Origin of the sequence: Paraburkholderia bryophila (assembly GCF_013409255.1) — a bacterium.
Lineage (GTDB): Bacteria > Pseudomonadota > Gammaproteobacteria > Burkholderiales > Burkholderiaceae > Paraburkholderia.
Genome location: NZ_JACCAS010000001.1, coordinates 1134289 through 1159757, shown reverse-complemented (window position 1 = coordinate 1159757; position 25469 = coordinate 1134289). Strand labels below are relative to the sequence as shown.

The following is a 25469-nucleotide window of genomic DNA, read 5'->3' as shown; positions in this document are numbered from 1 at the left end:
CCCACTGCAAGCCCCACGCAAGCTCACTCGGCGTAGAATGCCGCCTTCCCCGACACCAACCGCGACTGTTCGCGAACCGAGTCCGCCTCATGAACAAACCCCCGCGCAAGAAGAACCCGACCATCGGCATTGCGATCTTCATCGTGGTCGCGGTGTTGCTGGTGATCGCCACGCTGTTCTACAACGCGATCACCGAGAAGCGCGAGTTCGACAGCGAGAATGCGCCCGCATCGACGATTTCATCGGACGCGGCAGCAGCAGCGACAGTCGCGAAGCCAGCCAGCGGCGCCGCGCAGTAAGCCTGCGCTCACCGCGGCAATCCGTCGCTCAGCGAGGCAAACCCCGCGCTCACTCTTCCGGCAGCCGGATCACGCTCGCATCCTTGCGAATCAGCGCCGCTGCCGCCAGCATCTGCTTGCACTGATGCGCAAGCAGCTTCATGTCATGCACCGCGTCGGCTGAAACATCCGTCGACTTCTCGGTATCGACCACCATTGCATCCAGTTCGCGGTTCAGCAGTTTGATCTGCTCGCTCTGATCGGCGGGCGGCGCTGTTCCGGCTTCAGCCTCGGTCAAATTGTCGCGGACCACGCTCAGCGCGCGCTGCAATGGCTGGAGCGAAACACCTTCCACATGCTGCTGCGCGGACGTGCGCAGCAACGGCGCCGCCGCCGTAATCTGCGACGCGAGCACATGGCTGCGTACCAGCAGGCCATTCAATTCCGGCACGAACTTCTGCGCGGACTTCGGCTCAAGCATCATGCGTTGGAATGCCTGCCCGAGATTGGCAAACGCCACGTGGACGTTCTTGCGCGCCAGCCGATAGCGATAGTCGCGGTCGAGCGCGGTCGCCGCCGCCTTGGCCGCTACCACCGGCTGACCCGACTCGATCGCCGGATCCGCCATCGCCGCCGCCGGCGCACGCGCGCCGGCTTCGGTCACGGTCGCTACCACGGCCGCCGCCGGCTTACCGCTCCACCACCAGCTCGCTTCCAGATACTGCCGCGTCGCGCCGATCATCGTATTGACGAGCTTGCCCATCAAACGGTATTCCCAGTACGGGAACAGATGGCTCGCCGCAATCGCGATCGCGCAGCCGACCACCGTGTCGATCGCGCGTTCGCCGATAATACGCATGCTGCCCGGCGCAAGCAGATGGAACATCAGCAGCACATACGACGACGTGAACACCACGCTAGCCGTGTAATTGAACAGCAGCAGGCTGTAGCTCATCACCATCGACGCGAACATCACCACCAGCAGAATGTGCGGATCTTTCACGAAGATCATCAGCGCGATACTCACCGCGCAGCCGATCAACGTGCCGACGATCCGCTGTCCATTACGCTGCTTGGTCAGCGAATAACCGGGCTTCAGAATGATGACGGTAGTCATCACGATCCAGTACGCGTTGGTGAGCGGCAGCAAACGGCCGAGCCAGAACCCCACGGCGACGGCGATCGTCACGCGCAACGCGTGCCGGAAACTCGGCGAGGCCATGGTCAGGTTCGAGAAGATCTGCCCGAACGGCACACGCCGGCTCGATACGAAGCGATTGAGCGCCTGGTCGAGGCGCAATTCGGTTTCGCCGGTGCTGGGATCGCTCGACAGGCTCTTGCGCATCTTGTCGATCAGCCGCGTAGCGCTCCAGATGCGCCGGAAATTTGCCGACACCGCGGAATACGCCTCGGGATTCTTGCGCGGCAAATCATGCTTGCGCATCAACTCGATCTCGAACTCGATCGCGCGCAATTCCGCCTTGACGTTCGAGCGCTGGCGCGGCGGATGGTTTTGCAGCACCGCGAGCCCGATCTCCTCGAGATCGGCGGCCGCCTTGCGAATCAGGTCGCGGTAAAACACCAGCAGATCGGAACCGCCGAAGGTATTGCGCACCAGCGAGTAATCGGTATGCGCGCCGACAAACAGCTCGTGCAGGTCGACGGTATTGATGAACAGATTGAACAGCATCGCGCGACGCGGTTCGAGCTTGCCGCTCTTCAACTTGGGCAGGTTGCGCAGCACGATGTCGCGCGCGGCCTCCTGACGGTCCACCGCGGCGATCTGCTTGTCGACCAGATTGCGATAACACTCGTCGAGATCGTTGTCGAGGTCGTAGAACGCGGCGCGCGCGAGCAGATAGTCGGCGCACGCAAACACGCTCTCGGCCAGCGCCTGCTGTTCGATGCGATGCATCATCCAGCGGCTCACGAAGGTCGACCAGTAGGTGTACCAGAGCCCGCCCACCAGAATCCACGACGCGTTGACGAGCGCCTGCATCGGCGTGAAGTGCTCCTCCAGCGTCATGATCATCATGAACAGCGTGGCGAAGCTGATCTGCGGCCAGCGGTTGCCGTACACCACGATCAGCGACAGCACGAACGTGAGCGGCACGACCGTACACCAGAGCGCCACAGGATTCACCGTGGCCAGCCCGGTGGCGAGCGCCGACAGAAAGCCGATCACCGTGCACGCCAGCATTTCGTTGTGCTTGTACTTCAGCGGACCCGGCATGTCGACCACGCACGCGCCGAGCGCGCCGGTCGCGATCGTGAAGCCGAGGTCGCGATCGTGGAACACGATCAGACACAGTACCGCCGGTAACGACACGCCGACCGCGATGCGCAAGCCGCCATAAAAGTACTGGCTGTAGAGGAATTTTTTTATTTCAACCGAATAGCGCATCGACTGCCTGGGTTCCACTCACTGGAAAAACGCGGTTGAGGGACAGACTCAAACTGCCGTCGAGTCTAACTGATTTTGGCCGGGTTTCGACCTCGTCCGTTCGGCCAGGTTCTGCCCTGGGAGCGCGTTTGTTATGCTGTCGCTTCAATGGCCGGTGCGCTTTTCGCGCATAGCTCGTGCCGCACGTTTTCCCCAGGATCCATGCTCCAGCTCTTCTATTCGAACCGCTATGAAACCCTTGTCGGCGCGCTGCTCGACGACCTGGCACAAGCGCCGTCCGACCCCTGGACCGCGCAGCCGGTGATCGTCCCCAGCGCGGCGGTCAGGCGCCGGCTCGAACTCGACATCGCCGCGCGGCAGGGCATCTGCGCGAATGTCAATTTTGGTTACCTCGCGCAGTGGCTGTGGGCGCAGATCGGCGGCGTGATCGAAGTGCCGAAGCAATCGCCGTTCGCGCCGGACCGCCTCGTGTGGCGCTGCTACCGGTTGCTGGGTGACGCGGACGAAGCGTTGCCATGGAACGCGTCGCCGCGACTGCGCACCTATCTCGACGCGGCGGATGCGTCGATGCGCTACGAACTGGCGCGCCGCGTCGCCACGGTACTCGAGCACTATCTGACCTATCGCCCCGAATGGTTGCTGCAGTGGCAGAAGGGCGGTTCGATCTTCGCCAGCGGCGCGTTGGACGACACCGGCCCGCGCCTCGTCGGCGCAAGCGATGCGGCGCGCGAGGACGAGCGCTGGCAGGCCGCGTTGTGGCGCGCGGTGCTCGCGGAATTGGCCGGCGACGCGCAGACGCCCGCCGCCGCCTTACCGCCCGCGTATCGTTTTCTGGAAGACATCGGCACGCTCGACCTCGAAGCCATTTCAAACGCGCGCTGGCCGGAAGCGGTGAGCGTGTTCGCGCTGCCGACCATGCCGCCGCTGCACGTCGCGTTGTTGCGGGCGCTGTCGCGTTGGGTCGACGTGCGTTTGTACGTGATGAACCCGTGCCGCGAGTTCTGGTTCGACGTGGTCAGCGCGGGCCGTGTCGAAGCGCTCGACGCGGCCGGGCAACTCGACTATCAGCAAGTCGGCCATCCGCTGCTCGCTGAATGGGGGCGTCAGACTCAGGCGCAGTTGCACATGCTGCACGAACTGACCGAAAGCGCTGCATCGGGCGAGACCGGCGACTTCACCGAGAACCCCGAACCGAGCTGGCTCGCCGCTGTGCAAAACGGCATTCTCGATCTGCGCCCGGAAACGGATGCCGACGAGCTGCCGATCGAGCGCGGCATCGAGGTCCATGTCTGTCATAGCTTGTCGCGCCAACTGGAAGTGCTGCACGACCGTCTGCTCGGCTGGTTCGACGAGTTCGACGATCTGCAGCCGTCCGATGTGCTGGTCGCCGTCTCCGACCTCGCGGCGGCCGGCCCGTTGATCGACGCGGTGTTCGGCACCACGCCCGCCGGCGACGCGCGCCGCATTCCGTATCGGATCACCGGTTTGCCGCCGTCGCAGGCCAATCCGGTCGCGCGTTTGCTGCTCGACTGGCTGGCCTTGCCCGAGCGCAGCGTCGGCGCGCCGGATCTGATCGAATGGCTGCGCGTCGACGCCATCGCCGCGCGCTACGAGATCGACGCCACATCGCTCGAAGCCGCGCAGGAATGGCTGGCGGCGGCCGGTGCGCGTCGTGGGCTCACGCCGGTCCCGCCGACCGGCGAGCACGTGCCGATCGCCCGACATACGTTCGCCGACGCGCTCACGCGTCTCTACCTCGGCTACGCCATGCCCGAAGGCGGCGAACCTGTGGACGCGTGGCTGCCGGTGGAAGGCGCGGGCGGTTCGAGTGCCGAACTGCTAGGCCGCCTGTCGCGTTTCGTCGACGACGTCGAGTCGTTCGCGGCGCAATGCGCGATCGAACGAACGCCTGTCGAATGGACGCAGTTGCTGCTCGAAACGCTCGCGCAGAGTTTCGACGGCGGCGTCGAGTTCGCCGATTCGCTGGCGGCCGTGCGCGACGCGATCGACAAGATGGGCGACGCGATGCAAGCCGGCGCGCAACACGTGCCGCTACCCGCCGCGGTGGTGCGCGGCGCGCTCACCGAAGCGCTCGACGACCCGGCGCGCGGTGGCGTGCCCTGGGGCAGCGTGACGTTTTCGTCGCTGACCAGCTTGCGCGGTTTGCCGTACCGGATCGTCTGCCTGCTCGGCATGGACGACGGCGTGCTGCCCAGTCTCGCGCGTGCCGACGAATTCGACCTGATGGCCGCGTTCGGCAAGGCGGGCGACCGCCAGCGCCGCGACGACGAACGCAATCTGTTCCTCGATCTGCTGCTGGCCGCGCGCGACCAGTTGTTCATCGCGTATACCGGCCGCAGCATTCGCGACAACGCGCCGTTGCCGCCGGCCGCGCTGGTCGACGAATTGCTCGACCATCTCGCGCAGGTGTCGGCGGGCGAGGACGCGAGTCCGGCGGAAGTCGAGACAGCGCGTCATGCGTTTATCGTCGACCACCCGTTGCAGGCGTTCGCGTCGGACTATTTCGTGCCGCACAACGAGCTGTTCAGTTACGACGCCGATCGCGCGGAACTGGCCACCCTGCTGGCCGCGCCGCAGCATGCGGTGGCGGGCCCGTTCTTCGATCAACCGTTGACGCCGGAAGACGCTTCGGAGCCGGTGGCTTTCGACGAATTCGTGCGCTTCTGGCGTCATCCGGCGCGGGCGCTGTTGCGTGACCGTCTGGGCATCGTGTTGTCGGACGCGCAAGGCGAGTTGCTCGACACCGAGCCGTTCGACCTGGACTACGCGGGGCGCGACGCGTTGGCGGAGCGTCTGCTGCCGGTGCTGCTCGACGTCGACATTGAAGACGACGTGATGTTCGAACGCGTGCGCCGCGTGGCCGCCGCGAGTCCCGAATTGCCGGGCGGCGCGACCGGCGCGGTCTGGCGCGCGCGTGAACTCGGCGCGCTGCGCCAGCTTGCGGACAGCGTGCGCCGCGAGGTCGCCTCAGGCGTCGAGCGTTTGCCGTTCGTGCTCGATATCCCGTCACGCTGGCCCGAGAGCGCGGACATGGCCGGCGCGCTATTCGGCCCTCACGACGCGGCGTTGCGCGAAGCGGCCCAAACGCCGCTGCAACTGCATGGCACCTTGAATTTGCTGACTGAAACAGGACAGGTGATTTTCCGCTACGCCAAGCCGACTGCCCGCGACTATCTGTCCGCGTGGCTCGCGCACCTGGTTTATTGCGCTGCGCGGCCGGATGGCCCGCGCCGCACCGTCTGGCATGGCAGCGGCGAGAGCTTCGAACTCTCGCCGGTTGCCGCGCCGCTCGATCAACTGGCGCCGCTCGCCGCGTTATTCAGGGCAGGGCGCAGACTGCCGCTGCGCTTCTTCCCGAAGAGCGCGTGGACCAAGGTCAGCGAAAGCGACTCCGCCGCCCAGGGTGTCTGGATCAACGACCGCGTGCGCGGCGAATCCGACGACGCCGCGTTGCGCATCGCGCTGCGCGGCACGCCGCTCACACTCGACGAACCGTTCGGCAGCCTTGCGTCGATCGTCTTTAAACCGCTGGTCCAGCATCTGCGGAGCGCGTCATGAGCGGCGCCGTGCACAGTTATGCGCTGGTCGCCGAAGAGCTCGATGTGTTCGGCTGTTCGCTCGACGGCGTGAACCAGATCGAGGCGTCGGCGGGCACCGGCAAGACGTGGAACATCTGCGCGTTGTACGTGCGCTTGCTGCTCGAAAAGAACCTGAACGCGGATCAGATTCTCGTCGTCACGTTCACGAAAGCGGCGACCGCCGAACTGCACGAACGGATCCGCGGTCGTCTCGCGGAGCTGCATCGCGCGATCGAAATGGACGACGACGGCGGCGATCCGTTTATCCAGCGTCTCTTTGAAACGACGCTGGCGCCGGACAGCGGCATCGAGCGCGACGCTGCGTTGAAGGTGGTGCGGCGCGCGCTGCGCACCTTCGACCAGGCGGCGATTCACACCATTCACGCTTTCTGTCAGCGCGCGCTGCAGGAGGCGCCGTTCGCCGCCGCAATGCCGTTCGCGTTCGAAATGGAAGCCGACGACGCCGCGTTGCGTTTCGAAATGGCCGCCGATTTCTGGCGCGAACAGGTCGAACCGATTGCGCACGCGCATCCCGCGTTCGCCGCATGGCTGGTGGCCAAACGCGCCGGTCCCGCTTCGCTCGACGAGCAACTCGCGCGGCGTCTGAAAAAGCCGTTGGCGCAATTGCGCTGGGGCACGGTGGACGCGAGCGGCGGCAGCGCCGATCCGCAAGCCGGCTTCGACGCCGCTTGCGAAGTCTGGCAAGCGGAGCGCGACGGAATTGTCCGCCTGCTCGCCGATGCGCAAGACCGTCTGAGCAAGACCACTCACAAGCCTGACCATGTGAGCGCCGCGATCGCCGCGTGGACCGATTACTTCGCGCAAGGCGATTGCCATGCGCCGCCGCCGCGTGCCGCGTTGAAGCTCACCGTGTCGGCGTTGAAGAAGGCGACCAAGGTCAAGTTCGAACCGCCCGAACACGTGTTCTTCGAGCACGCGGAAGCGCTCGCGGCAGCCGTGATTGCGGCCGAAGCCGCGCAACGCGCGCGCTGGCTCTCGCTCGTCGAGACCTGGCTCGACTACGCGCCGGCCGAACTGGTTGCGCGCAAGCGTACCCGCCGGGTGGTGTCGTTCGACGATCTGTTGTCCAACCTGTACCGGGCGCTTGAAGCGAATCCGTGGCTGGCCGATGCCTTGCGCGCACGCTATCCGGCCGCGCTGATCGACGAGTTCCAGGATACCGATCCGCTGCAGTTCGCGATCTTCAGCCGCATCTTCGCGCCGGCCGGTCCGCTGTTTCTGGTCGGCGATCCGAAGCAGGCCATCTACAGTTTTCGCGCGGCGGATCTGCATACGTATCTGGCGGCGCGCGCGGCGGCGTCCGCGTGTTACACGCTGGCGGTCAATCAGCGCTCGACCGCGCCGATCGTCGAAGCGTGCAACCGTTTCTTCGAAGCCAACCCGCGAGCGTTCGTGCTGGACGGCCTCGACTATCAACCGGTGCGCGCGGGCGAACGGCGCCGGGCGCCCTTCGTCGATCCCGACGCGAGCGGCGGCGATTTCCGCATCTGGACCTTGCCGCAAGGCGACGCCGCGCTGACCAAGCGCGACGCGCAGCGCGAAGCGAGCGAAGCGTGCGCCGCCGAGATCGTGCGTCTGTTGCGCGGCGCGCGACACGGCGCGGTGACGATCGGCGACGCGCCGCTCGCGCCGGGCAATATCGCGGTGCTGGTGCAAACGCACCGGCAGGGCAGTCTGATCAAACGCGTGCTGGCGGCGTGGGGCGTCGGCAGTGTCGAGCTGGCGCAGGCCTCGGTGTTCGCTACGCTCGACGCCGAGCAGATCGAACGCGTGCTGGCCGCCGTCGATACGCCCGGCGATCTGCGTCGTCTGCGCGCCGCGCTGGCGACCGACTGGCTCGGTCTCGACGCCACGTCGCTGTGGCGCATCGAGCAGGTCGCCGACGCACCCGCGCCCGCCGACGATCCCGCGCATGCCGCGGACGCGATGGGTTGGGTCGAACGTTTTTCGCGCTATCGCACGCTGTGGCATGAGCGAGGTTTCGCGGTGATGTGGCGCACGCTGATGCGCGAACTGCGCGTCGCGCAGCGGCTGGTGGCGGGCGTCGACGGCGAGCGCCGTCTGACGAACGTGAATCATCTGGCCGAACTGGTGCAGGCGCGCGCCGCGACCCAGCCCGGGATCGCGCCCACGTTGCGCTGGCTGGCCGCGCAACGCACCCAGGGCGGCGGCGAAGACGCGCAGTTGCGGCTCGAATCGGACCGCAACCTCGTGCAGATCGTGACCGTGCACAAATCGAAAGGGCTCGAATACGCGGTGGTGTTCTGTCCGTTCCTGAACGACGGCGCGTTGCGCGAGCCGCCGTCGTCCGGATTGCCCGACGCACGCGAGTATCACGACGACGACGGCGCGGCCGTGCTGCACTACGGTTGCGACGACGAAGAGGCCGAACGCGCGTCGCGCTATGCGTCGCGCGAGCAGGCGGCAGAACGTGCGCGGCTCGTGTATGTGGCGCTGACGCGCGCGGTGTACCGCTGCTATCTGGTCGCCGGCACTTATCTGTCGTCGCGCTCGACCAAGGAGTCGCGCCGCAGCGTGCTGAACTGGCTGGCAGGCGGTGGCGCTCACAGTTTCGACGACTGGCTCGCCGAGCCGCCCGACGAAGCCGCGCTGGCCGCGAGCTGGCAGGCGCTGGCGGGCGGCCCGGTGACGCTGCAGCCGTTACCTAAGGTGGAGCGCCGCGTGCCGTTGGAGAGCCTGCAGGACAGCGGCGCGAGGATGCAGGCGCGTGCCAGTCGCCGGCCGTTGCGCGATCAGTGGCGGATGGCGAGTTTCAGCGGACTGATCGCGGCCGGCAGCAAGGCCGAGGAGATGCATGCGCCGGCGGAAGACGTGCGTCCCGATCACGACGAGATCGCGGATGCGCTCGCGCCGCCGCCTATGCTCGTGCCCGCGCCGCAAACGCCGTCTTACGCGGCAGACGACATTCTCGCGTTTCCGCGCGGCGCGGCGGCGGGCGAGTGTCTGCATCGCATGTTTGAACTCGCTGACTTTAGCGATCCGACTACGTGGCCGGATGCGATTCGCGGCGCGCTGCGCGAACGTCCGGCGCCGGCTGTGCCGGAACTCGCCGCGCGTCTGCCCGCGATGATGCATAACCTGCTGACCGACATCGTCAACACCGAACTCGTGCCGGGCATGACGCTCGCCAGCTTGAATCCGCAACGGCGGCTGAACGAACTCGAGTTTCTGTTTGCCGCGCCGTCGCTCGTTTTCCCGGCGTTGCGCGAACTGCTGATCGAACACGGCTATCCCGATGTCGCACTGGAACCCGGCGTGCTGCGGGGTTTCGTCAAAGGATTTATCGACATGATCGTCGAGCACGACGGACGCTTCTGGGTCGTCGACTGGAAGTCGAACCATCTTGGCGACACCGTCGCCGACTATGGGTCGGCGCCGCTCGAAGTTGCGATGGCGAGCCACGCGTATCACCTGCAGGCTTTGCTTTATACGGTCGCTTTGCATCGCTATCTGAAGACGCGGGTGCGCGATTACACGTACGAGACGCATATCGGCGGCTACCTGTATCTGTTCGTGCGCGGGGTGCGTCCGGATTGGCGGGATGCCGACGCGGCAGCCGGCGTGCATGTGCGCCGGCCCGCGTTCGAGCTGGTGGCGCTGCTCGACGCGGCCATGATTGGAGGTGGCGTATGAGCACGTTCGACCAGAGCGCGTCGGCGCCACCGGAAATCGACGACATCGGCGTGAGTCTGCCCGCGCCGGCCGATTTCAGCGTCGCGCTGGCCGAGGGTTTTGCACGCCGCATCGGGACGCTGGCGCGGCGTGGCGGGGCGTTGACCGAAGCGGTGAAATGGGCGGCGCGGGGCGCGTTCGCCGCGAGCCGCGCGACCGATGAAGGCCACGTGTGCGTGCCGCTTGCGGTGCTGGCGCGGCGCTTCGATGCGACGAGCGCTGAAGTGCGCGCGGCGTTGTTCGCGAGCGGCATGGCCAGCGACGGGTCGCAGACTTCGGCGGCGTTGCGGCCGCTGGTGATCGATGGGCAAGGGCGCTTGTACCTCGCGCGTTACTACGATTACGAGCGGCGGTTGGCGCGCTCGCTGGTGGCGCATGCGGGGGCGGGTGACAACGCCGACCTCGAAACGAACGCGCAAGCCGACGCCGCAACCCTGCACCAACGCCTGCTACGCTACTTCGGCCCACCCAGAGACGACGAAGTCGACTGGCAGCGCGTCGCGGCCGTCATGGCATTGTCGGGGCGTCTGACGATCGTCAGCGGCGGACCGGGCACCGGCAAGACCACCACCGTGGTCGGCGTGCTGGCCTGTCTGCTCGATGCCTGCGCCGATTTGCGCATCGCCCTCGCGGCGCCCACCGGCAAGGCCGCGCAACGCATGCAGGAAGCCTTGCTCGCGCGCGCCGGCGACTTGCCGCCCGAGCTGGCGGCGCGTTTGCCGCAGACGTCGTACACGTTGCATCGTCTGCTCGGCTCGGGGCCGGGCGGACGCTTCCGGCACCATCGCGACAATCCGTTGCCATACGACGTCGTGGTGATCGACGAGGCGTCGATGATCGATGTCGCCATGGCCGCGCATCTGCTCGACGCGATCGCGCCGCAGACGCGGCTCGTGATGCTGGGCGACAAGGATCAGCTCGCCGCCGTCGAGGCCGGCGCGGTGTTCGCCGAACTCAGCGCGCGGCCGGCGTTCACGCAACCCGGCTTGCAGCGGATCGCCGACGCATTGGGTATCGACAACGCACGGCTCGCGCAGGCGTTGCCCGACGTCTCGCGCGGTGCCGATGAAGAGCCGGATGCGTTTTTCGCTCACACCGACACCGGTGCGCCGCACGATGCGGCGTCGTCGGCGCCCCATGCCAACAATCCGCTCGCCGATTGCGTCGTCTGGCTCGAGCGCAACTACCGGTTCGGCCTCGACTCGCCGATCGGCCGGCTGTCGGTGGCGATCCGCAACGGCTCGGCTGGCGCGGCGCTCGACGTGCTCGTCATCGATCCGGTCGAAGCGTGCGCCGCGGCGCTACACGAAGACACCCAGGCGACACTCGCCGAGCGCACCGTCGCGCGACTCGCCGCGGGCTTCGCGCCGTATGCCGACGCACTGGCCGAAGCACTCGCCACTGACACGCCGGACCCGCTGCCGTTGTTCGACGCGCTGAACCGTTTCCGGATTTTGTGCGCCACCCGGTCCGGACCCCGTGGCGTCGATCAGGTGAATACGGTCATGGCCGCTCAGGTGCGGCGCTCGGCTGGGGTGACTTTGGCGGTGGGCGCGCATTGGTTCGCCGGGCGTCCGGTGATGGTGACGCGCAATGACTACGCGCTGGGCCTGTTCAACGGCGACATCGGCATTGCATTGCCGGGGGCGGGCGGCGCGTTGCGCGTCTATTTCCGCACCGGCGACGGCGGTCTGCGAGCGGTGTCGCCCGCCGCGCTCCCGCCGCACGATACGGCGTTCGCGCTCACGGTCCACAAGTCGCAAGGCTCGGAGTTCGAGCACGCGGTATTGATGCTGCCGGCGGTATTCAGCCGCGTCTTGTCGCGCGAACTGGTGTACACGGCGATTACCCGGGCGCGTGAGCGGGTCGAAGTGATCGGCTCGCAGGCCGTGCTGGCGCAAGCGATCGCGACGCCCACGCAGCGCGATTCGGGGCTGGCGGCGCGGATCGCGGAAGCGTGGCGTTGATTAACCGGCCACGCCGTCCGCCGGCACGCTTGGTTCGCTGCGTTTGCGCAGGCTCTTGCGGTACCACACGGTCCAGACCGTCAGCGCGCCGTAAATGCCGTAGCCGATGAACGGCGACACCACCAGGAAGCGCTCGATCGGCCACGTCAGCGCCATCCACGACCTGAGCGCCGTTTCGCCGGTCAGGCCGACGCCCCACACCAGCGTCATCATGCGCAGCGCGCCGGAGAGGCCCGGCCGTTCCTGCACCAGCGCTTCGAAGCGCGCGGCGCCGCCTTCCATTTCACGCGCGACGCTGGCGCGCGCGAGGTAAAAGATCAGCGGGCGGCGCATTGGCAAAGACAGCAGAAACGCCACGCCGATCGCGCCGGACACTAGCGACTCGCGCAACAGCAACATACGCGGACTGCCGCCCAGCGCCATGGCGCCGATCGACAGCACGATGCCGCCCACGACGATCACGCTGAGCGCGTCGACGCGCCGGAAGCGCACCAGTTCGATCAGGCTCCAGAGGATCGGCGGCACCGCGGAGGCGATCAGCGCGCCGGTCTCGCCAAGATGCGGATGCGAATACCGGTACACGAGCCACGGCAGCAGAAAATTGACGACCAGTTCCAGCACAAAACCCGGACGGAGTTTCATATGAATTTACGCTGTAAGCGGAAAGCGCAGTATCCGCGAACTGGGTGTGCCAACGCAAATAGTTTTTCGCATCGGCGCTCGTGTCCGATAGTCCGTAACCCATGACGGGCTGCGCGCCGCGCGCCTCGCTGTGTACACTGACGTCTCTTTGCCCAGACCCGCCTCATGACTTCCCGCTATCCGATCCCACCGAACGAAATCGAGTTGACCGCCGTACGTGCGCAAGGCGCGGGCGGGCAGAACGTCAATAAGGTGTCGAGCGCCATTCATCTGCGTTTCGACGTACAGGCTTCGTCGTTGCCGGAGGTGTTGAAGATGCGCCTGCTCGCGTTGTCCGACCATCGCTTGACGCGCGACGGCGTGGTGATCATCAAGGCGCAGGAACACCGAACTCAGGAGATGAATCGCGCGGCGGCGCTGGCGCGGCTCGATGAGATGATCGAGAGCGTCAGCGTGACGCGCAAGCCGCGTGTCGCGACCCGGCCCACGCGCGCATCCAATCGGCGGCGGCTGGACGGCAAGGCTAAACGCAGCGAGATCAAATCCGGCCGCGGCCGGGTGGAGGATTGATTTGCGTAGTTGAGTGACGCGAGTGACGCGGCTAACGCTTACCGCCGCGCCCGCCATGACGCACATCCGCCGTGGTCGCGGTGGGTACAAAATCCACGCACAGCACATGCGTCCCGCCGTCGCGCTCGAACGCAATCGCCGCGGTATAGCAGTCCTGACCGTCAGCCAGCGAATAATGCGGACCCATCATCGCGACGCGTCCCGGTGCGGCGAGCGCATGCTTGAAATAGGCGCGCCGCGACCAGTTGCTGCGTGTGTCGGTGTAGAGCGGCGCGAGCCGCAGCGGTGGCGGCGGCACCGAGGCCGCCGTGACTGAAGGCTGCGTCTGCTCGCCCTGGCCGTCGGTGATGAATACCCGGCGCGCTTCGCTCAGATGCCAGATCTTTTGCGCCGCCTGGCGCAGATCGCCGGTAGTCTTGAAGGTGTCGACTGCGGCCAGCACGCTTTCCGCGAAGCCTTCGAAACCGAGCCGCTGGTGGCCCGCATGCTCGCGTTCGTACGTGGCGAACTTGGTCCACATCGACTCGATCAGCGCCGGCACTTTGGCGCAGGCCGCCTGCACCGATCCCTTCGGCTGACCGAGCCAGAAACCTTGCACGAAGTCGACGTCGGCCTGCATCAGAATCATCAGCTCTTCGTCGGTCTCGACGCCTTCAGCCAGCACCAGCGTGCCGGACTGATGCAGCATCGCGATCAGATGGCTAATCATCGAATCGTCGCCCTCGCGCTTGCCCGCGCGCGCCACCAGCGATCGGTCCAGCTTGACGATGTCCGGACGGAAGCGCCACACGCGGTCGAAGTTCGAGAAGCCCGTGCCGAAGTCGTCGATCGCGATCAGGAAATCGCGCGGTTGCGACGCGGCGAGCATGCTGGCGACGGCGGATTCGTCGTCGGCGGGCTGCTCCAGCACTTCGATCACGATGCGTTCCTGCGGCAAGCCGAAATGCGCCGACAGTTCATCGATAAAAGTGCGTTGCGGCCAGCCGGTTTCAAACACCTGCGGACGGGTATTCAGAAATAGCCAGCCGGTGCTGATGCCTTGCTCCATGAAATTCGCCACATGCAGGCAGCGCGCGATACGGTCGAGTTCGCGCGCGTCGGCGGCGGAGCGGGTGCCGGAGAAGAGGACTTCAGGCGAGACCGGCAGGCCGACCGGATCGAACGCGCGCAGCAAGCCCTCGTAACCCACCACGCACTGATGCGTGACCGACAGCACCGGCTGGAACACGCTATGCAGTGTCAAGGCACGCCACGTCGCGGTCCAGCCGGACTCGTCCCGGACCAGATGCGGCAGCAGGCCGCTCAGAGTCAATTCGCTGACGCTTGGCATAGACGCGGGCATAAAGGCGGGCACGAGAGCGGACATGGTGACATCGCGGCAAGCGGGTGACGGGGCGCGCAAACTGCTTCGGCGCGCAACGGATGCACAGCCCATTCGTCGGCAGGGCAGGACGGATACAGCCCAGGAACGCGCAGAGCGATGCCAGCCATGCCGGACTCCGGCGGAGTATTCAAACCAGTCTAGCAGTTTGCAATTCGCGTGAATGTGCGGGTTATCACAGACGCGGGGACAGAACTGAGGGCCACGCGAAACCGCCTGCAACAAGCTTATCCGGCGGTTGCCGGGCCCGCATTTCGCGCGACCTGCTCGAACCTGCTTGCGCGCTCGCAGTGCATGAAGACAGATTGCGCGGCTCGCAATCAATCGTCCGTATGAAACCGAGCGTAGCAGCGCAGTAAATGGGCACCCGCCAAAATTTAGGCCAGGACGGTGCTCAGACGTTTTGCGTGGGGCGGGCGGTTTTGTCAGGCGAGACGCGAGAGGGTGAAAGCGGTCGTCTCGTAGCGCGCGGCGGCCGCCTGCACGATTGACGCCCGGCGGTTATGCTGCTGCTTCTTTTCGTTAATTGGAGGTCAGGCATGTCGGAAATCGCAGTGGTCGCAATCTCGGTCGCGAAGCCGGGCTATGAAGAGCAACTGCGTCAGGCGCTCGAAGGTATCGTCGGACCGACGCGCAAAGAGCAGGGCGTACTTCAGTACGATCTGCATCGCGACCTGCAGGAGCCGCGCCGGTTTGTGTTCGTCGAGCGTTGGGAAAGTCAGGAGGCGCTGGCGGCGCATGCCAAGTCCGCGCATATCGCGGCGTATAAGCAAGCCGTGACGGACTGGGTCGAACACTCGGAAATTCGGGTGGTGTCGAAGATCGTGTAAGCGGTCGAGCGAGCGATCGATGGGTTCGATCGCATGAAGTAACGGCGAGCGCCTGGCGGTCCGGAAACGGTCCGCGCGGTGCTCGCCGTTGGCGTTTACAGCGTGGGATTAATGCGTGGCTTGCGGGACGTCGAGGATCAGGATGATGGTCCAGTCGGCGTCGCCATCATGGTGATACTGGCGTTCCGCGACGATGAACGGCTGCTGCTTGCCGTCCGGGCCGAGAAACAGCACGTCGCCTTCCATCGGCAGGCATTCGACGGGCGGCAGCGCCAGAAACGCTTCCTGACCGCCGCGCGGCATCAGTTTTTCGATTTTCTTGGATGCTGCTTCGGTCCATTCGATATCTAGCTGGATGTTGCTCATGCTGTCCTCCGCACCAAGGTGCGCACGGGTTAGGGGAGTCCGGCTGGGCGCCGGACGGTGCGCGACTGTAGCACACCGTCCGCGGGGCGCCGCAGCTTTGCTGCAGGACCATTAGACAACAAAAAAGCCGAAGCCGGCGGTGCCGGCTTCGGCTTTTCACCTTCGCGGCGAGGCCACGGGTGACGGTTGTCGTGCGCTAAAAATCCAGGCTGCGGATTCGTGTAGCGAAGCGGCGCTTACGAACTGGCGGCGTCGGCCTTGGCGGCCTTCTTGTGATGATGCGGAGCCATCTTGTGATGTTTCATCGGCATGGCCGGTGCGCTTTCCATTGCCTGCTGACGGTTTTGCAAATCTTGCGCACGCTGTTCGACGTCGGCGGCCTTGGCCGGATCGGTGCTCATCATGACGCCGTTGTCCTGCGCATACGCCGCGCCCGTTACGGCACTGAGGGAAACCAGGATCGCCAGGGACACTTTCTTCATTGTTACCTCCGCAGAGTGGTTATGGATCCGAGTATTTGCCTGTCCAAACGGAAAGACAATGCATTCTAGCCAGCAATATCCGCTCCAGCAGATGGTTTTGTAACTGCAATGACAATTCGTTACATCTTGTTACGTTCCATCAACACTTGTTGCCCGGGACGATTCCGCCAATTGCATACGGCCGAAATGCATCGCGGATACGGGAAACATTCGCATCTCTAAATAAAGCGGCGTGTTGTACCGCTCGCGTTTCAAAACCATCCAATCGCGCGATACACATAAAACTGCGCGATGCCGACCAACTCGTGCAATGCAGTTTCCGCGCTTACCAGATTGTCATAACGCGGGAGCACACCGAGTTGTGCGCGGCGCGCGTTCGAGATCATCGGTTGTGGCTCGAGACCGAAATGCTGGAAGTCGAGCAGTGCGCGTGGCATCTGGTAGGCGGACGTGACGAGTATCAAGGTGTCGTAGCGTGATCGGTTGAGAATGGCCGATACGTTGCGGGCGTTTTCGTAGGTGGTGCGGCTGGCGTTTTCCAGCACGATATCCGCGCGCGGCACCTGGTCGCGCAGCAGATAGGGCAGATAGGTATCGGCCTCCGTCGCGCCATGCCGCTGCGGATTGCCGCCGCTGACGATCACCTGGCAGGTGGTCGCGCTCCGCTTGCAGGCGGCGTAGTTCTGCGCGCTCACGGCAATGCGCGCGAGGACGTCGTGCGGCGGCACGAGCACATGGTCGCGATCGTAGAGGGTGCCGCCGCCGAGCAGGATGATCGCGGTGCGCGGCGCGAATCGGGCAGGCATCGCGGTCTGTTCGCGCGGCTGCGCGAGATCCAGCAAAGGCGCGGTGAGCCAGCCCGCGGCGAGCAACCAGAACACGGCGATTGCGCCGACGGCAAGGGGGCGGCGGGCGCGTTTCCATAGCACGATTGCTGCAAAAAAAAGCGCCAATAAAGTGAATAGAATCAATTTAAATGGGGTAACGTATGACTTTCGGGATAAATCTACGGGCTTGCTATCGCGCCGCAGCGGTTGCATCGTCGGTTCGTGGGCAGAACGCTAACATGCCGTTCAGACGGGGGTTCCGAAAACGAGGCCAGGCAGCACCTGGCGGATTCGGCCGCACCAGATGCAGCCAGATTCCAGCCAAGGGCGGGTGCTGAGCGCGTCACTGGTGGCGCGGTGATGTGTTGGGCATAGATGAGTCATAGCTGCACTTTAAGAAAGAAGTGAGATGACCACGTATTCCAACGAAGCGGTACTTGAAGCGCTGCGGCGGGCGCAATATCGCCAGGTCCCATGGGCCAGAAGGCCGGGTGTTTTCCAATATCTTCGCGCGCTGGGCCTGATGGACACCGTTCGTCAGCGCACCGTCGCACCGGCTCCGGGATTTCACGCACCTGTCGATATCGCCGTACTCACCGAGCGGGGCAGAGCCGAATTCATGCGGCTCGCGCACGACGAACGCCTGCTCAGCTGGACCGCACAGCGCATGAACGACTACGTCGTCACCCCTGCCGAAACGCGGCCTACCGCCGCGCTCGAAGTCCGGCCCTAGCGCCGTAGACAGGGACGCTGACGCTGCTTTCCGGCCGCTTCGCGCGGCTGGGAGTGACGGTATTGTTGCTGCCGTTTTGCTTCGGTTCAAGTACACCACATTCATCAGGTCCGCACGGCGCCGAGGGTTGCCGAGCGGCTTCTGCTCGCGCCCAAAAAAAAGCCCGTATCGCGAGGATACGGGCGTACCGGATTTACTACTGCCACGCTGTGCTAATGGCGTTAAATCAGACTAACGTAATATCGCCTGGTTCCCCAGCGATTCAATTCGAAAGCGCGATCGCGACTTAACGACGCCTCGGCGCATTCTCACGCGGCATTTCCGGCCGCGCGCGTACATTACTGGCGATATCGCCGCGCAAATCGCCGCGCGGCGCCGGCGGCGTGAAGTCGCGGCCGCGCGTCTCACCCTGTTGCCAGGCTTCCACGCTGGCTGTTCGTTCCGGCCGCCAGTTCCATCCTTCAGGGCGCTGCTGGGCAAGCGCCGGTGCGGCCATTGATGAAATCACAATGCCGCACAGAAGCAGTGACATTGGTTTCATGCTGAGCTCCCGTCAAGCCGATCGATTCAAGGCCTGTTTGCATATCCATAAGGTATGCCGGGTTGCGAAAGCACGCTGTAAGTAATAGTAAATGGATGTTTCATCCGCAACAAACGCGCGGCCTCAGATGTCTGAAGCCGCGCGATATCAAGCTCGGCTTGGCGGGAAGGGACGACTGTGGTGGGCGCGCCGAGGGCGGTGCCCATCCGGAGCCGGCAGGCGTCGACACGGACGCACGGCGGCCCAGATATACGCCGGGCGCCCGCAGGCGCCCGGAGGCAAAACAATTCGCGTCAGGCCATCTTGACCGGCGCGCGCCACGATTCCGGATTGGTCCAGAACGCGCCACGCAGACGGTCACGGCTCGGCGGCGCCGGCGGCTTCGCGGCGGTCGCGCCAATGCGCCCGCGCAGCGAAACTTCACGACCGCTCGTGTTGAGTCGCTTAACTATTTCGGCGAGCGTACCATCGGCCTGCCACTCGTCGAAACGGCGGCGGCAGGTCGGCGGCGACGGATAGCGGCCCGGCAGTTTGGACCAGCCTTCGCCCGTCGACAGCACCCACAGCACGGCATTGACCACCGCGCGCGCTTCCACGCGTGGCCGACCGCGGCGTTCGCTGCGTGCGGGCTCCGCACAGAACAAAGCCTCGACCAGCGCCCACTCGTTGTCTCTCAAATCGTCGAACAGCATCATGTTTCACCTCAGCGAAGCTAACTCCGGTGCGCTGCCCCGCGCCGCGCACTCTCCATGCACTCGATAGGCGAGTGCCAAGGGGGGTCGGGCTTGCCACGGTCTGCTATGCAGTCAGAAGTCATGGCGCCGACCCTGTGTGCATGTAAATGCAGGAAGTGTGCCAAGTTGAGTCCGACCGCCTGAAAGCCCTGTGACAGCGGGCCAGCGCGGGCGCTAGCTAGGGGCGTATGAGAATCCAAAAAACCCATCCCGCAAATCAGGACAATCACCAATCTTGTGCAATCAGGCCCGTCCAGCGTGCGTTTGCGCCTTATTGCTGCATTGCAGCGATGTGCTTAAAAGCGAATAGGGCGACCGGTTTCACCATACAATGCGCATTAAACGGTGAAATTGATGAGGTCGGTAAATGAATGTGACGCTGCGCCAACTAAGGGTTTTCATTGAGGTCGCGCGCTTGCAAAGCTTCAGCCGGGCGGGGGATGAGATCGGTCTGACGCAGTCGGCAGTCAGCCGTTGTGTGCGGGAACTGGAGGGCGAGATCGGCCTGAAGCTGATCGATCGGACGACGCGCGAGGTGCAGCTGACGGACGTCGGCGGCAATCTGGTGTCGAGCGTGTCGCGGCTGCTGACGGATCTGGACGACGCGCTGCGCGAGATTCGCGAAATCGGCGAACAGCGGCGCGGTCGCGTGGTGGTGGCTGCTAGCCCGACGGTCGCGTGCCGCCTGATGCCCGGCGTGGTGGCGGCTTGCGGGCGGCAGTTTCCGTACGTCACGCTGGGTTTGCGCGACGACGTGCAAAGCGATGTCGTGCGCAAGGTCAAGTCGGGCGAGGTCGATTTCGGCGTGATCATCGGCCCGTTTTCCGCCGACGATCTGCTCAGCGAGTCGCTGATGACCGATTCGTTCTGCGTCGTGTCGCGCGACGATCACCCGCTGGCGCTTAAGACAAAGGTGGCGTGGACCGACCTCGAAGGCCAGCAGCTCGTCATGCTCGATTACGCGTCGGGCAGCCGGCCGATCATCGACGCCGTGATGCAGGAATACGGCGTAAGCGCCACGGTGGTGCAGGAGCTGGGGCATTCCGCGACCGTTTTTGGGCTGGTCGAGGCGGGCGTCGGCGTCAGCGTGCTGCCTTGGCTGGCGTTGCCGCTGCCGGCGGGGGCGTCGCTGGTGGCGCGGCCGCTGGTGCCGCGCGCTGAGCGGACGGTCGAACTGGTGCGGCGGCGCGATCGCTCGCTGTCGCCGGCGGCGGAGGCGGTGTGGGGGCTGATTCGCGAACTGCCGGCGCGGGCGGAGGATTTGGGGTGAGGGGGCACCCGGCTTCGCCGTCCCCCAAACAGCCCTCGCGCTAAACTGTCGCCGGTGCTGAATTTCAGCTTTTATCCTCCAACGTCTGTCTGGAAGTCTCGATGAGCGAATCGGATCTGCCTGTGCCCTCCGTCCCCAATGCGCGCGACGCCGTGCGCGCACTGCGTCCTTCGCAGATCCGCGAAGTCGCCAACGCCGGTTTCGGCGTCGACGACGTGTTGCCCTTCTGGTTCGGCGAATCCGACCGGGTCACCCCGGCCTTCATTCGCGACGCCGCCAGCGCCGCACTGGCCGCCGGCGCGACGTTCTATACGCACAACCTGGGCATCGCGCCGCTGCGCGCGGCGCTCGCGGGGTATGTCGGCAAACTGCACGGCCCGACGTCGCCGGATAACATCGCGGTCACGAGCGCGGGCGTCAATGCGCTGATGCTCGCGGCGCAACTGGTGGTGGGCGCGGGCGACCGCGTCGTCGCGGTGACGCCGCTGTGGCCGAATCTGGTCGAGATTCCGAAGATTCTCGGCGCGCACGTGGAAACGGTGGCGCTCGGCTACGGAGAACACGGCTGGCAGCTCGACATGGCGCAGTTGCTCGCGGCGCTGACGCCGGACACGAAGATGCTGCTGGTCAACTCGCCGAACAATCCGACTGGCTGGGTGATGAGCCGCGACGAGCAGCGCACCGTGCTGGCGCATTGCCGGCGCCACGGCATCTGGATCGTCGCGGATGAGGTCTACGAGCGCCTGTACTATGCGGACGCGGACGTCAGTGGCTCCGCTATCGACGCGGGCGCGCCGCAATCGCGCACCGCGCCGTCGTTTCTCGATCTCGCCTCGCGCGACGAGCGCGTGATCTGCGTGAACTCGTTTTCGAAGGCATGGCTGATGACCGGCTGGCGACTCGGCTGGATTGTCGCGCCGGCCGCGTTGATGGACGACCTGGGCAAACTGGTCGAGTACAACACATCGTGCGCGCCGGCTTTCGTGCAGCAGGCGGGCATCGCGGCCGTCCAGCAGGGCGAGCGTTTTACGCAGGAGTTGGTGCGCGATCTGAAGGCGTCACGCGACCATCTGGTGCGTGCGCTCTCGGGTATCCGGGGTGTCGACGTCAAGGCGCCGCCCGGCGCGATGTACCTGTTTTTCTCGATGCCGGGCGCGACCCGCAGCCTCGAGCTCTGTAAAGCGATGGTGCGCGAAGTGGGACTGGGCGTGGCGCCGGGCAGCGCATTCGGGCCGCAGGGCGAAGGGTTCGTGCGCTGGTGCTACGCGTGCGATACGGCGCGGCTGGACGCAGGTGTCGAGCGTCTCAAGCGCTTCCTGGCACAACATGACGCAGCGGGTTAAGTGGCTTGAACGAATGGCGGAAAAGAGCGAGGCGGGATCCGTTTGATCGGGATTGACCAAGAAAACTCTGTTTTTTGTCCAATTACTCCCGTTTTTTCTCAAAAGCATGTCCGCCAACGTGTTGCTGGAAAATGCGCCGGGGATTTCGTCTTTACGCACCGATTGTTTTTGCGTAATATGGCGCTCAGTCACGCGGTTCCTTTCAGGAATTTCGCTGCTCCGTCCGGCTGGGTTTGGCTCGATAGTCTGTTTCGCCACCCCCCGGTGCGTGCTCCCATCAATATGACCGATCAGAATCGGGCGAGCGCGTCTTCAGTTCCAAATCGTCTGTTTGATCCGGTTCTTTGACCACAGGGTCTGACCTAGCTGCATGAATACCCAAGAGGCGAAGATCGTCCTCGAGACTGCCTTGATCTGCGCGCAGGAGCCATTAAAGCTCGGCGAGTTGCGCAAGCTCTTTGCCGACGGCGTGTCGGCAGACACCGTTCGAACTTTGCTCGAAGACCTCAGGCACGACTGGTCTGGGCGCGGTGTGGAGCTGGTCGGGCTGGCGTCGGGCTGGCGATTTCAAAGCAAGCCCGCGATGCGCTCGTATCTGGATCGTTTGCATCCTGAGAAACCGCCGAAATATTCGCGCGCGGTGCTCGAAACGCTCGCGATCATTGCCTATCGGCAACCGGTCACGCGTGGCGACATCGAAGAGATTCGCGGCGTGACGGTGAATACGCAGGTCGTTAAGCAGCTCGAGGATCGCAACTGGATCGAAGTGATCGGCCATCGTGACGTGCCGGGGCGACCGGCGCTGTACGCGACCACGCGTCAGTTTCTCGATGACCTCGGCCTGAAGGCGCTCGACGAATTGCCGCCGCTGGCCGATCCGTCCGCGCAGTTGAACGCGGATCTGCTTGGCCAGCACGCAATCGAGTTTGCTGACATCGGAACCGCTGAGCAGGCTTCGGTCGCAGATGAAGAGGGTGCGCCAGGCGCGACGATTGAATTCAACGCAAGCGAGGCAGAGGCCATTGCGGATGAATCGGTTGACGCGATTGCCGCAGGCGGAGAGCGGGATATCCCGCAAGCAGCAGGCGAGGCGCCGCTGTCGGACGCCGGCACTGCCGGCTCCGCGTCCACGCCGGACTCGCATCCGGCTGCCGTGAGCGTTTCGGCCGCGCAAGAACATGCCGAAACGGCAAACGTTGAACCGCAGACCGGCGTCGCCGAGTCCGCACAGCATCACGATCCGGTCTCCCAGGCCGATCCGGCAATACCCGCGCACGACTCGGGCGTACTTCGCGATACGGAGCACGCCGCCGAGCCGAACCCGACCACGGCGGCGCACGACGATTCTGAGGGTCGTCGCGATGCCGCACAGGACGCAGGCATTCTGACCGACGACGAACCCGAGTCGCGCAGCGCCTGACGTAACCGAACTTTTTTGCCACGCCCGCAATGGGCGTGCGCGACCTGACATTTTGAGGTTGTTTTGACACATACCCACGACACCGATTCGTCCGAATCCGACCGCGCCGTGCCGTCGGCGCGCGCTGACGAAACGCGCACCCAGCAAGCGTCTGCTGCCGAGGGCGAACGCCCTGCGCAGACCGCGGAAGCAGACGGCGAAGACCGTCCGCGCCGCGGCCTGCGCCGCGGCCCGCGCAGCCTGATTGCGCGCCGCCGGGCTGGAGCAAAGACGAAGGGCGCCGAAGGCGCACCCGCGCAAGGCGCGCCGGTCGTCACCGAAGCGCCGCCGGATGGCGAAGTCGTTGCGCAAGTGCGGATGCCGCGCAAGGATGCGGGCGCGAAGGGTCAGGGGCCACGTCGCAACGCGGCCGGCGGCGCGAAGCGTGAAGGCGGTCAGCGCGATGGCGCGCCTCGTGAAGGCCAGCGTGAGCGTCAACCGCGTGAAGGTGGTCAGCGTCAGGGGCGCCGCGGCGCCGAGGCGCCGGTAGCGGCGGCGGCAGCGCCGGAAGCCGGTCAGGACGATCTGTTCTCGTACGTCACGTCGCCGGCTTTCGACGCGGATAACGGCACGACCGGCGGTGCACCCGCGCCGATGGTGCGCCGTGGCAAGCCTGTCGCGCCCAAGCGCGTGCTGGCGGCCGACGACGACGCGCCCAAACTGCACAAGGTGCTGGCCGAAGCCGGCATGGGCTCGCGTCGAGACATGGAAGAGCTGATCGTCGCCGGCCGGGTGTCGGTGAACGGCGAACCGGCTCACATCGGCCAGCGCATCATGCCGACCGATCAGGTCCGCATCAACGGTAAGCCGGTCAAGCGCAAGCTGGCCAACAAGCCGCCGCGCGTGCTGCTGTATCACAAACCGGCTGGCGAAATCGTCAGTCATGCCGACCCGGAAGGCCGTGCGTCGGTGTTCGACAGCCTGCCGCCGATGAAAACCGCCAAGTGGCTCGCGGTTGGCCGTCTCGACTTCAATACCGAAGGTCTGCTGATGCTGACCACGTCCGGTGATCTGGCGAACCGCTTCATGCATCCTCGCTATAGCGTCGAACGTGAATACGCGGTGCGCGTAGTCGGTGAACTGGCCGAAGGCATGCGTCAGAAGCTGCTGCACGGCGTCGAGCTGGAGGACGGTCCGGCGAGTTTCCTGCGCATCCGCGATGGTGGCGGCGAAGGCACCAATCATTGGTATCACGTCGCGCTCGCCGAAGGGCGTAACCGCGAAGTGCGTCGCATGTTCGAGGCGGCCGGATTGATGGTCAGCCGCCTGATTCGTACGCGTCACGGCGCGATTTCGCTGCCGAAGGGCCTGAAACGCGGCCGCTGGGAAGAACTCGAAGACAATCAGGTGCGCGCGCTGATGGCGTCGGTTGGCCTGAAAGCGCCGTCGGAAGAGCGCGGCAGCCGCAATTCAGCGCCGGAGCGTAAACAGCCGGATCCGATGCAAACGTCGATGGGCTTTATCAACCGTGAACCCGTGCTCATGTCGCATGGCCGTTTCGATCAGCAGCAGCCGCGCGGTCAAGGCCGGCGCGGTGCGGCGGGCGGCGGCTTCGGCGGCAGTGCAGGCGGGGCCGGTGGTGGTGTCGGTGGCGGCTACGGCAATCGCGGCACGGGCCGCAGCGCTGGTGGCTTCAGTGGTCCGATGGGCAGTGGCGGCGGTGCGGCTGGTCCGCGTGGCGGTCGTGAGGTCGACGGCAATCGCGCACCGTCGGGCAATGGTAATCGTGCGGGGGGTGGTGGCAAGCGCGCTGGCGGCAGCGGCGGCAGCGGCGCTAATCCTGGCAACGGCGGCGGTCGCGGGCCGGGCGCCAACCGTGGCGGGAACGGTAACCGCGCGGGCGGCGGTAACGCCAACCCGGGCGGCGGCGCCAATCGTAGCGGCGGCGCACCGCGCGGCCGCACACGCGGGCGTTAAGCGGCCTCTGTGAGGTTGAGCGGTTATTAACGGGCTCGGGAGGCGAGTCGTCAGGTTCTTCGAGTGCCCGTTAAACAACCGTCAGGGCCCCTTGGGTCGCAGGTAATCTATCTGTAACGGCCGGCCGTTAATCGTTCTTCAACGATTGCCATGACGTTGCCGTCAAAATCGTTCGACGCGTTTCGCCGGTTTCATGCAACGCATAAAACCGCGCTACAGATAAAAGTAGGGGCAGGTTTCTTTTCCCCTTGCTGTCCGGCGCGGGCGGGGCGCGGCACAAGCCGCCTTGCAAAAGCCCCGCAATGCCGTCATATCCCCGAAAGATTCCCATGAAATCAAGCGGAAATGCGCTTCACACGGCGTTCTGCGGTTTGCGTTTGTCCTGAAAAATGGCTACAATCGCGAAGTCGCT

General features: G+C 65.2%; 18 protein-coding genes and 1 pseudogene. 11 read left to right on the top strand and 8 right to left on the bottom strand.

Annotation, left to right across the window (positions count from 1 at the left end; all coding sequences use genetic code 11):
* The first annotated feature begins 89 nt into the window (after positions 1–89).
* Complete coding sequence (locus GGD40_RS05200; RefSeq protein ID WP_179742995.1) at positions 90–299, top strand: hypothetical protein; 210 nt, start codon at positions 90–92, stop codon at positions 297–299.
* Positions 300–348: 49 nt separating this feature from the next.
* On the opposite strand, the gene GGD40_RS05195 is transcribed toward GGD40_RS05200, so the two are convergent.
* On the bottom strand, positions 349–2682 hold the full coding sequence (locus GGD40_RS05195) for an FUSC family protein (RefSeq protein WP_179742994.1): 2334 nt from the start codon (positions 2680–2682) through the stop codon (positions 349–351).
* 201 nt (positions 2683–2883) lie between these two features.
* On the opposite strand from GGD40_RS05195, the gene recC reads away from it, so the two are divergent.
* Genes recC through recD form a run of 3 tightly spaced genes read left to right on the top strand, consistent with a single transcriptional unit; the run spans position 2884 to position 11962 of the window.
* Entirely contained in the window at positions 2884–6261 is a 3378-nt protein-coding gene (gene recC, locus GGD40_RS05190) for an exodeoxyribonuclease V subunit gamma (protein ID WP_179742993.1), read from the top strand.
* A complete protein-coding gene (gene recB, locus GGD40_RS05185; RefSeq protein WP_179742992.1) occupies positions 6258–9956 on the top strand; it encodes an exodeoxyribonuclease V subunit beta in 3699 nt (1232 codons plus the stop codon). The genes recC and recB overlap by 4 nt, the downstream gene beginning before the upstream one ends.
* Positions 9953–11962 (top strand): exodeoxyribonuclease V subunit alpha, encoded by a 2010-nt coding sequence (gene recD / locus GGD40_RS05180; RefSeq protein ID WP_179742991.1) that lies wholly within the window; start codon positions 9953–9955, stop codon positions 11960–11962. The genes recB and recD overlap by 4 nt, the downstream gene beginning before the upstream one ends.
* Here the strand turns inward: recD and GGD40_RS05175 are convergent, their stop codons facing one another.
* Complete coding sequence (locus GGD40_RS05175; RefSeq protein WP_179742990.1) at positions 11963–12604, bottom strand: VC0807 family protein; 642 nt, start codon at positions 12602–12604, stop codon at positions 11963–11965.
* A 165-nt stretch (positions 12605–12769) separates the two neighbouring features.
* Here GGD40_RS05175 and arfB point away from each other — a divergent pair, with 165 nt between their 5' ends.
* Complete coding sequence (gene arfB / locus GGD40_RS05170) at positions 12770–13174, top strand: alternative ribosome rescue aminoacyl-tRNA hydrolase ArfB (protein WP_035550959.1); 405 nt, start codon at positions 12770–12772, stop codon at positions 13172–13174.
* Between the two features lie 31 nt (positions 13175–13205).
* On the opposite strand, the gene GGD40_RS05165 is transcribed toward arfB, so the two are convergent.
* Positions 13206–14504, bottom strand: coding sequence for an EAL domain-containing protein (locus tag GGD40_RS05165; protein WP_179744876.1), 1299 nt, complete (start codon positions 14502–14504; stop codon positions 13206–13208).
* Between the two features lie 590 nt (positions 14505–15094).
* Between GGD40_RS05165 and GGD40_RS05160 the strand changes: the two genes are divergently transcribed.
* Positions 15095–15385: a putative quinol monooxygenase gene (locus GGD40_RS05160; protein WP_179705346.1), complete on the top strand. Its 291-nt coding sequence runs from the start codon at positions 15095–15097 to the stop codon at positions 15383–15385.
* 108 nt (positions 15386–15493) lie between these two features.
* Here the strand turns inward: GGD40_RS05160 and GGD40_RS05155 are convergent, their stop codons facing one another.
* From GGD40_RS05155 to GGD40_RS05145, 3 genes are all read right to left on the bottom strand, one after another.
* A complete protein-coding gene (locus GGD40_RS05155; protein ID WP_035550951.1) occupies positions 15494–15751 on the bottom strand; it encodes a hypothetical protein in 258 nt (85 codons plus the stop codon).
* Between the two features lie 236 nt (positions 15752–15987).
* Positions 15988–16233, bottom strand: a complete 246-nt coding sequence (locus GGD40_RS05150) for a hypothetical protein (RefSeq protein WP_111933697.1) — start codon at positions 16231–16233, stop codon at positions 15988–15990.
* 251 nt (positions 16234–16484) lie between these two features.
* Positions 16485–17204, bottom strand: coding sequence for a YdcF family protein (locus GGD40_RS05145; protein ID WP_373565317.1), 720 nt, complete (start codon positions 17202–17204; stop codon positions 16485–16487).
* A gap of 265 nt (positions 17205–17469) precedes the next feature.
* Between GGD40_RS05145 and GGD40_RS05140 the strand changes: the two genes are divergently transcribed.
* Entirely contained in the window at positions 17470–17793 is a 324-nt protein-coding gene (locus GGD40_RS05140; protein ID WP_179705342.1) for a hypothetical protein, read from the top strand.
* Between the two features lie 286 nt (positions 17794–18079).
* Here the strand turns inward: GGD40_RS05140 and GGD40_RS05135 are convergent, their stop codons facing one another.
* Both GGD40_RS05135 and GGD40_RS05130 read right to left on the bottom strand, forming a co-directional pair.
* Positions 18080–18334, bottom strand: coding sequence for a hypothetical protein (locus tag GGD40_RS05135; protein WP_035550940.1), 255 nt, complete (start codon positions 18332–18334; stop codon positions 18080–18082).
* 296 nt (positions 18335–18630) lie between these two features.
* Positions 18631–19026, bottom strand: a pseudogene (locus GGD40_RS05130) (transposase); the annotation flags it as partial.
* Positions 19027–19435: 409 nt separating this feature from the next.
* Here GGD40_RS05130 and GGD40_RS05125 point away from each other — a divergent pair.
* The 4 genes from GGD40_RS05125 to rluB all read left to right on the top strand — a co-directional run bounded on the left by GGD40_RS05125 (position 19436) and on the right by rluB (position 25057).
* A complete protein-coding gene (locus GGD40_RS05125; RefSeq protein ID WP_176057997.1) occupies positions 19436–20338 on the top strand; it encodes a LysR family transcriptional regulator in 903 nt (300 codons plus the stop codon).
* A gap of 101 nt (positions 20339–20439) precedes the next feature.
* A complete protein-coding gene (locus tag GGD40_RS05120; protein ID WP_179742989.1) occupies positions 20440–21681 on the top strand; it encodes a pyridoxal phosphate-dependent aminotransferase in 1242 nt (413 codons plus the stop codon).
* A 370-nt stretch (positions 21682–22051) separates the two neighbouring features.
* On the top strand, positions 22052–23101 hold the full coding sequence (scpB, locus tag GGD40_RS05115; RefSeq protein ID WP_179742988.1) for an SMC-Scp complex subunit ScpB: 1050 nt from the start codon (positions 22052–22054) through the stop codon (positions 23099–23101).
* Positions 23102–23164: 63 nt separating this feature from the next.
* Positions 23165–25057 (top strand): 23S rRNA pseudouridine(2605) synthase RluB, encoded by a 1893-nt coding sequence (gene rluB, locus GGD40_RS05110; protein ID WP_179742987.1) that lies wholly within the window; start codon positions 23165–23167, stop codon positions 25055–25057.
* Positions 25058–25469 lie beyond the last annotated feature (412 nt).

Coding starts and splice junctions, on each gene's coding strand:
- GGD40_RS05200 (WP_179742995.1), top strand. CDS start 90: ATGAACAAACCCCCGCGCAAGAAGAACCCGACCATCGGCATTGCGATC.
- GGD40_RS05195 (WP_179742994.1), bottom strand. CDS start 2,682: ATGCGCTATTCGGTTGAAATAAAAAAATTCCTCTACAGCCAGTACTTT.
- recC (WP_179742993.1), top strand. CDS start 2,884: ATGCTCCAGCTCTTCTATTCGAACCGCTATGAAACCCTTGTCGGCGCG.
- recB (WP_179742992.1), top strand. CDS start 6,258: ATGAGCGGCGCCGTGCACAGTTATGCGCTGGTCGCCGAAGAGCTCGAT.
- recD (WP_179742991.1), top strand. CDS start 9,953: ATGAGCACGTTCGACCAGAGCGCGTCGGCGCCACCGGAAATCGACGAC.
- GGD40_RS05175 (WP_179742990.1), bottom strand. CDS start 12,604: ATGAAACTCCGTCCGGGTTTTGTGCTGGAACTGGTCGTCAATTTTCTG.
- arfB (WP_035550959.1), top strand. CDS start 12,770: ATGACTTCCCGCTATCCGATCCCACCGAACGAAATCGAGTTGACCGCC.
- GGD40_RS05165 (WP_179744876.1), bottom strand. CDS start 14,504: ATGCCAAGCGTCAGCGAATTGACTCTGAGCGGCCTGCTGCCGCATCTG.
- GGD40_RS05160 (WP_179705346.1), top strand. CDS start 15,095: ATGTCGGAAATCGCAGTGGTCGCAATCTCGGTCGCGAAGCCGGGCTAT.
- GGD40_RS05155 (WP_035550951.1), bottom strand. CDS start 15,751: ATGAGCAACATCCAGCTAGATATCGAATGGACCGAAGCAGCATCCAAG.
- GGD40_RS05150 (WP_111933697.1), bottom strand. CDS start 16,233: ATGAAGAAAGTGTCCCTGGCGATCCTGGTTTCCCTCAGTGCCGTAACG.
- GGD40_RS05140 (WP_179705342.1), top strand. CDS start 17,470: ATGACCACGTATTCCAACGAAGCGGTACTTGAAGCGCTGCGGCGGGCG.
- GGD40_RS05135 (WP_035550940.1), bottom strand. CDS start 18,334: ATGAAACCAATGTCACTGCTTCTGTGCGGCATTGTGATTTCATCAATG.
- GGD40_RS05125 (WP_176057997.1), top strand. CDS start 19,436: ATGAATGTGACGCTGCGCCAACTAAGGGTTTTCATTGAGGTCGCGCGC.
- GGD40_RS05120 (WP_179742989.1), top strand. CDS start 20,440: ATGAGCGAATCGGATCTGCCTGTGCCCTCCGTCCCCAATGCGCGCGAC.
- scpB (WP_179742988.1), top strand. CDS start 22,052: ATGAATACCCAAGAGGCGAAGATCGTCCTCGAGACTGCCTTGATCTGC.